We start from the raw sequence: 7172 nt of genomic DNA on the forward strand, positions 1-7172 counted from the left end.
AAGTTGCTGCCTCATATTATAGCATGTGAAGTAGGCGTTTGCCTGTTTTTGTGAACCTTGGAGCGGTCATGGATAAAAAAAGTCCTTTTGCTTCAATCTATAGAAAAGCACCTGACCCGGGTGCCGCTTCCGCAAACATATATGCAATTCATGCGCCCAAACGCAGGAGGATGAGATCATGCTGGCCTTATTAAAGAGCCCCTACACCCGCAGAACCTTGATGTGCATGTCTGCCGCCGCCCTGCTCTGGAGCGGTAGTCCTGCCGAAAGTGCTCAAGCTGCCCGTTATCATAAAATTCCCGAACTGAGCTCGGGCAGTCCTGCTCCCGCAGACAGCAAAGAGACTGCCGCAGCTGAGCGCAAGCAGCTCTTTGAGCAGATGGGCGCGGCAACCGGCATTCCCTGGTACCGCTTCGCTGCCATCGATCAGTACGAACGGTCCATCGCCAGGAAGAGCAAAAAAACAACCGCCGCAGAAAACCCTTCTGCAGCGGCTAAGTCACGGCTTACCGGAATTATGATTCCGGCGCCCGTATGGTCCGGTCCGCTGAACCCGGATCAGGACGATAAGCAGCCGGATTCGATCCGCTTCTTCGGCGGCTTCGGACTGGACGGCTCAGGGGACGGCATCGCCGATCCCGAGAGCGATGCCGATGTGCTCTACAGCATGGCCAGCCACTTGCTCAAGTACGGGGATTCCGCTACGGACTTCAATATTGGGATCTGGGAGTACTATCACAACGGGCGGGCCGCCCAGCGCGTCTCCCAGTTCGCCAAGCTATATGAGCATTTCGGACGGCTGGACCTGTCCGGCAGTGCATTTCCGCTGCCGATAGGGAACAATTATGCCTACCGCAGCACCTGGGGAACCGGCCGGAGCTGGGGCGGAGCGCGCATCCACGAAGGCACGGATCTGTTCGCGCCGCATGGCTTGACGGTGCGCAGCACCTGCTTCGGCATTGTTGAGACCAAGGGCTGGAACCGCTACGGCGGATGGCGCATCGGTATCCGCGATATCGAGAACCGCTACCATTATTATGCCCACCTGATGGGGTATGAGAAGTCCCTGCTGCGAGGGGATATTGTCACTCCGGGACAGACCATCGGCTGGGTCGGCAGCTCCGGCTACGGCAGTCCGGGCACACAGGGCAAGTTCCCGCCCCACCTGCATTATGGCATCTACCGTGACCGCGGCATTACCGAATGGGCCTTCGATCCTTACCCGCTGCTCAAGCAATGGGAGAACAAGGAATTCCGGCTGCTGCGACAAAACAAAAAGAAGAAATAACACCTGCATGCTGCGCACCCAGATTCCGTTTCGCTTTTGCCCGGGACAGAGGTTACAGGTTAGTGCAGCATCAGACAGCCAAACGGCTCGATGTCGACTAGAATTTTGCTTGAGCTGCGGAGGGTGAGTCCGCTTAACAGCTCTGTCAGCACTTTGGTGTCCGAACGGTAGGCGAGCAGCTCCAGATGGTAGCGGTTGGGGGAATTATTGATAATCAGCCCCATCCGATCCTGCCCGCTGCGCCGGACATAGCCAAGGATACCCCGTGTCTCATCTGTGAACCAGGGGCGGAAGGCTCCTCGGCGCAGCACCTCATGCTCTGTTCTCAGGGAAATCAGCCGCTTGTACCATTCCAGCAGTCCGGTGTGCTGATCCTGCTCCTCCCAGAGCATCGGCCGCCGGCAATGCGGGTCCGTAGCACCTTCCATTCCAACCTCATCCCCGTAATATATCATCGGCAGCCCAATATAAGTCATCTGGAAAAAGACAGCCAGCCGCATCCGGCTCATCGCCGTAGTCTCCCGGTCCCAGCCCCGGCCCCCCTCCTTACAGGCAGTCAGGAAGCGCAGCGTATCGTGGCTGCCCAGCAGCTGGAACATCGCCGAGTTGGCCTGATCATTGTACAAGGCCTCCTGATGCAGCAGCTGTTCCATGAACCGGGCCGGCCCCGCAGACTGCGCTGCAAAAAACTCCAACACCGCATCCCGCAGCAGGTAATTCATGCCGCCGTCGAACTGGTCTCCCCGCAGCCAAGGCCCGGAAGCATGCATAATCTCGCCGATTAGCAGCAGGTCCGGGAACTCCGCCTTCAGCTCCCGCCGCAGTCTTGTCCAGAAGGCCGGAGTCACCTCGTTGGCCACATCCAGCCTCCAGCCGTCAATTCCCGCTTCCCGCACCCAATACCTGGCTACGTCCATCATATAATCTGCTACCTCGGGATGATCCATATTCAGCTTCGGCATACTCGTCTCTGCCTTGGCGAAGGTCTCATAGCCGGGAGCCGGCGTAGTAGTGACCGGGAAGGAATGGATGAAGAACCAGTCCTTGTAGCGCGAGGCCTCCCCATGCTCCAGGACATCCCGGAAGGCAAAGAAGGTATCGCCGGAATGGTTAAAGACCGCATCCAGCAGAACCTTCATCCCCAGCCGGTGTGCAGTCCCGACCAGCATCCTCAGATCCTCAAGCGTCCCGAATCCAGGGTCTACCTTATAGTAATCCGAAGTATTGTACTTATGCCCGGAAGGCGAATCAAAGATAGGCGTCATATAAATAGCAGTTACGCCAAGCTGCTGCAAATATGTAAGCTTGTCAGTAATGCCTTGAAGCTTCCCCTGATGGTAGCTCTCGGGATAAATCTGGTAGACTACTGCACCTGAACTCCAGGCAGGCAGCGCGATGGCGTGCGGGCGGTGAATATAGGCATATTGAAAAGCACCCGCCTGCTCCCTGTTCTCTGAGCTTCCCCGCTCCCCATACCACATGTATTCGCCTGCGGGATTCCCGATGTGGAACAGATACCGGCATTTGCCCGTCTCGGCCGGGACCAGGGCTTCATGTATGTCATACGCTCCGGCACAGCCAACCCGCTCCATCTCCTGCGGAAGCTCATGGCCGGGTGAATCATAACGGTCAGCGTGGACAACCGTGCAGGACAAGGACTGTCCGCTCTGCACGAATAGTCTGAGTTTGAGCAGGCGGGGGCCTGCCGGGAAGGCGAAGGGGTCCTCCGCTGTGTGATATACGAATAACCGGGTAAGCATACTGTATAGTCTCCTTTTATGCCGCGTAGAGCAGCCTGAGCAACTGTGTTATTATGACAGGTAGAACAAAGTTCGCCATTAGGGCGTAACACACCGTAAGGACGGGAGGGAAAGCTATGAAAGTTACTATTAAGGATATCGCCCAGGCAGCGGGTGTCGCTAAATCCACTGTATCCAAGGTGATGAACGACTCTCCCAAAATATCCGAGGAAACGAAGGCCCGGGTCCGGGACATCATCAAGCAGATGAACTATACCCCGAGCAGCATCGCCACCGGACTTGCCAGACAGAGCAGCAATACGATAGCTATCCTGATAGATATGTCCAAGGAAAGCGAGTTTCTCAATCAGTTCTTTTATAACATTATCGGCGGGGTGGAGAGCATCATTGGTCCTCTAAAATATGAGCTGACCATTGCCAATATCCAGCATGACCAAGCGGAGGGACACTTCCTGCAAAGGCTGGTGCTGAATAAGCGGGTGGACGGCATTATTGCCAACACTTCTGTGCTGACTCCTGATCTGTGTGCGGAGCTGAACCGGCTTCAGTTCCCCTATATCTCCATCGGTGAGATCAACGCTCCGGGAATCTGGGTCGATTGCGATAATGAGCTGGGCGGATTCATTCTGACCCGGCATCTGCTGGACCAGGGCTACCCGTCTGTGGCCTTCATCGGCGGCGAGAAGGATGAGCCGCTCTTCCTGCGCCGTGCAGCCGGCTATCAGCGGGCACTCGGTGAGGCGGGAATGGCTGTGCACAGCGGCTGGATCATCAATGGCCGGGCGGTTGAGGAGGATGGCTACCAGGCGGCCATGCAGCTGCTGCAGAGTGCAAGTCCCCCCGCCTCCATCGTCTGCATGAGCAACTTCTCTGCTTATGGTGTACTGCAGGCGGCCCGTGAATTGAATATCTCTATTCCTTCACAGCTGGGCATTGCCACGTTCGATGAATATCCCTTGTCTCCCTATACCACTCCTCCGCTGACTTCACTCGATATGGATACCTTCCAGCTCGGCGCATCCGCAGGACGGCTATTGATGGACAAACTGGATAACAAAGAAGCTGCCATGAGCGGACAACTGCTGGAGCCGGAGTTGATTCCCCGGGTATCTTCCAAACGAAGCGGCGGGGCTGCTGCGGAATAACTAACAGAATCACGAAATAACGGAATAGTAGAATAGCAGGAGGAAGGTACTCATCCCTTTTTAGGGGAAACCGGTTTCCCTGAGTTGAAAATACCATGCCCCCTCCTCAATGTCAACGTATAATCATAGAAGCAGCGACTGACAGAAGAACCCTTTCCAGCATTGGAAGGGTTCTTGGCTTATCCGGACTCGCCCGAGCGGCGGATGAACCGGAGCACTTCATCCATCATAGCGGGACTCTCGCCGCTGTGGCAGACCATATGCCCGCTTTGCTCCATAATCAGCACCTGTGTGCGTTCCGAGGGAATCGTCTGCCGGAGATAGTCCGCACTTTTGAATCTCACCAGATGATCCCGCCTGCCCTGTACAATCAAGGTCGGCACCTCCAGCTGCGGATAGACCTCGAAGCTCTCACGAACCAGCCGCTGGAACTCCCGCGTGGCCTTCATGGGTGTAGAGCCCCATTTGCTGAGATAATTCCGCAGCATCTCCGGGCGGACCAGCGTACGCAGAATCTCGGGCGGGCTCAGCGGATACACCGGGGTAGACAACAAGGTGAGCGACTGAATCCTGGAAGAATTCTGAACAGACAGCCGCGATGCAATCAGCGCTCCGGTAGAGAAGCCGATCAGATGTACTTTTTCAGAGCTTGAGAATAGCTGCTTCAGTTCCTCCTCGGCGCTTAGCTGCCAGTCCCCCCGGCTTGAATGGAGCAGCTCCCTTCTGCTGCCTCCATGTCCATGCAAGGTAAACATTCTGGACACATAGCCGCTGCGCTCCAGAAACTGCGCAAGCGGAGAAATCTCGTATTCACCTCCGGTGAAGCCGTGTATAAACAGACAGCTCTCCATGCTTCCTTCTCCCCAATCCTCTAATTCATCCATTTATAGAAAAATAAACCTTAGCTGCCCTGAAGTCAAGTGTGCACGGCTCCGGCGTCCTATAAGCGACAGTACCGTTTCAGCGAGAGACAGAAGGATAATGTCTAGCGTGAAACATCTATAGAGGTGCTGAAGCACTGGTCTGCTATCTCTCCCACCAGTTCAGGCTTAATGCAGATATAATCGTCCCGACTGCCGCGCTTGAGGAGCTTACGCTGATGCTGATGACATTGTTCGGAGGGACGATAATGCTGCCGGTAAAAGCCGGACTGAACACACCCGGCGCATTCTGAACATTCGCCAGCACGCTGCCCCCGGAAATAGCTGCTGTGGAGGACTGGACGCTCATGCTGCTTGCTGCCGAGCTGGCCAGATTATTATTCACCGGAGTCACCGTGGACGGCGAAGAAATCGTCCCTCCTTTGACAATGGTAAAGCTGCCTGAGATCGAGGTCAGCACCGAGGTGCCGCCGATACTGCCGCTGATCCGGGACAGATACAAGGTCCGGCCGCTGCCCGCAGGATTACTGATCCGGACTGAAATGACTGCCGAGAGAAGCGACAGCACAATCGTTGCCGAGTTCGAGGCATTCGCCGAGAATAATACGGCTGCCTGCGAAGCGCTGATCTCCGGCGGGGCGCTGATATCCGGGGCACGGAAGGTGTTCGTCATTTCCACATAGACCGGCTGGTCATTGTCATTGATTACGTAGTTATTGGGCATGGTTCATCCTCTCCCCTTTCGCTCTAAAATTCCCACCAGCTGATGTTGCCTGTTGCCGCAGTACTCCCTGATGCAATCGTTACTGATATCGTGAGCGAGTTGCCGGGAGGCAGGATAATCCTGCCGTCCATATTAAGGAATGACCGGACCTAGGGCCAGCAGCATTGACATTAATGTCGCCGGAGAACCTGTAGGCGCAGCCGTTGCGGTCCGGGCAGTACTGACGCTAGTGACCGAACTCCCGAAGTTATAGTTAACCGGAGTAACAGTAGAGCCCCCCACCGTCGCATTGCGCAGTAGTGTTAAAGTGACCGACGCTGTGCCGGTGCTTGCGATAATGCGGGAGATATACAAGGTACGTCCGCTGCCGCCGGGATTAGCTACCTGCATGACAAGCGGGGTGGAAGTACCCACCGTGGAGGCAAAAGGAATTCCAAGCAATAAACCTGACATCGCAGCTCCCGCTTCAGGCAGAGTATCAATCCCGGGTGCAATATAGGTGTTAACCTGCTCGGTATACAGCGGCTGGCTGTTCTGGTTAAATACAGTCTCATTCGGCATATTCTCACTCCTTCTGTCGGTCTAGCATATTTTCATAGTATGCGAGGCTGTCCGGCAGGTTGTTTGGCGGCTGCGTATTTTGCAGAGTTAACCCAGTCATTCTCTTAAAAGCTCCATATCCTAATATCACACCATTCGAATGGTCCTGCCCAACTCATGCTTCTCTCTATTAACCCGGCAGCCTATACGTGCTTAAGGACCCAGACGACGGTTTGGGTCTTTTCATGAGCAGGCTGACGGCAGAAATTGCCCACAGAAAGGATGACTCCATTTGCCAAATTTCAGTTCATTTCAGGCGAACCCCGATAATTTGCGCACACTTATTTTTGGCCGTGACCCCTCGACTCTGATTGACCGGCCGTTAACTACGGATGCCAGCGGGAACCTGACCACCGTCATTTTGAACGGCACCATCTCTAGCGTGCTTGGCGCAACGATCACTGCCGGTACATTAACATCCGCTGGTACAGTGACTAATATCCTCGGCGGTACGATTACTAGTGTGCTTGGCGCGACTATCACTGCCGGTACATTAACATCTGCTGGTACAGTGACCAACCTGCTAGACGGTACGATTACTAGCGTGCTTGGCGCGACTATCACTGCCGGTACATTAACATCCGCTGGTACAGTGACTAACCTGTTAGACGGTACGATTACTAGCGTGCTTGGTGCGACTATCACTGCCGGTACATTAACATCCGCTGGTACAGTGACTAACCTGCTAGACGGTACGATTACTAGCGTGCTTGGTGCGACTATCACTGCCGGTACATTAACATCCGCTGGTACAGTGACTAACCTGCTAGACGG

6 protein-coding genes and 1 pseudogene are annotated in these 7172 nt (G+C 55.1%); 3 read left to right on the plus strand and 4 right to left on the minus strand.

What is annotated here, in order from left to right; all coding sequences use genetic code 11:
• Positions 1-178: 178 nt before the first annotated feature.
• Entirely contained in the window at positions 179-1288 is a 1110-nt protein-coding gene (locus tag C162_RS31755) for a M23 family metallopeptidase (protein WP_036701743.1), read from the plus strand.
• Positions 1289-1347: 59 nt separating this feature from the next.
• Here the strand turns inward: C162_RS31755 and C162_RS31760 are convergent, their stop codons facing one another.
• Positions 1348-3048 (minus strand): glycoside hydrolase family 13 protein, encoded by a 1701-nt coding sequence (locus C162_RS31760; protein ID WP_036701745.1) that lies wholly within the window; start codon positions 3046-3048, stop codon positions 1348-1350.
• Positions 3049-3164: 116 nt separating this feature from the next.
• Between C162_RS31760 and C162_RS31765 the strand changes: the two genes are divergently transcribed.
• The gene (locus C162_RS31765; RefSeq protein ID WP_036701747.1) at positions 3165-4193 is read left to right on the plus strand and encodes a LacI family DNA-binding transcriptional regulator; all 1029 of its coding nucleotides are present in this window, start codon (positions 3165-3167) and stop codon (positions 4191-4193) included.
• Positions 4194-4372: 179 nt separating this feature from the next.
• Here the strand turns inward: C162_RS31765 and C162_RS31770 are convergent, their stop codons facing one another.
• The 3 genes from C162_RS31770 to C162_RS31780 all read right to left on the minus strand — a co-directional run bounded on the left by C162_RS31770 (position 4373) and on the right by C162_RS31780 (position 6359).
• Entirely contained in the window at positions 4373-5044 is a 672-nt protein-coding gene (locus C162_RS31770) for an alpha/beta hydrolase (RefSeq protein ID WP_036701749.1), read from the minus strand.
• A gap of 175 nt (positions 5045-5219) precedes the next feature.
• Positions 5220-5798, minus strand: coding sequence for a hypothetical protein (locus C162_RS31775; protein WP_036701750.1), 579 nt, complete (start codon positions 5796-5798; stop codon positions 5220-5222).
• Positions 5799-5930: 132 nt separating this feature from the next.
• Positions 5931-6359, minus strand: a complete 429-nt coding sequence (locus C162_RS31780) for a hypothetical protein (protein WP_036701752.1) — start codon at positions 6357-6359, stop codon at positions 5931-5933.
• Between the two features lie 271 nt (positions 6360-6630).
• Here C162_RS31780 and C162_RS37215 point away from each other — a divergent pair.
• A pseudogene (locus C162_RS37215) lies at positions 6631-7172 on the plus strand (DUF6385 domain-containing protein); the annotation flags it as partial.

Source organism: Paenibacillus sp. FSL R7-269, from assembly GCF_000517865.1.
GTDB lineage: Bacteria > Bacillota > Bacilli > Paenibacillales > Paenibacillaceae > Paenibacillus_AQ.

Coding starts and splice junctions, on each gene's coding strand:
- C162_RS31755 (WP_036701743.1), top strand. CDS start 179: ATGCTGGCCTTATTAAAGAGCCCCTACACCCGCAGAACCTTGATGTGC.
- C162_RS31760 (WP_036701745.1), bottom strand. CDS start 3,048: ATGCTTACCCGGTTATTCGTATATCACACAGCGGAGGACCCCTTCGCC.
- C162_RS31765 (WP_036701747.1), top strand. CDS start 3,165: ATGAAAGTTACTATTAAGGATATCGCCCAGGCAGCGGGTGTCGCTAAA.
- C162_RS31770 (WP_036701749.1), bottom strand. CDS start 5,044: ATGGAGAGCTGTCTGTTTATACACGGCTTCACCGGAGGTGAATACGAG.
- C162_RS31775 (WP_036701750.1), bottom strand. CDS start 5,798: ATGCCCAATAACTACGTAATCAATGACAATGACCAGCCGGTCTATGTG.
- C162_RS31780 (WP_036701752.1), bottom strand. CDS start 6,359: ATGCCGAATGAGACTGTATTTAACCAGAACAGCCAGCCGCTGTATACC.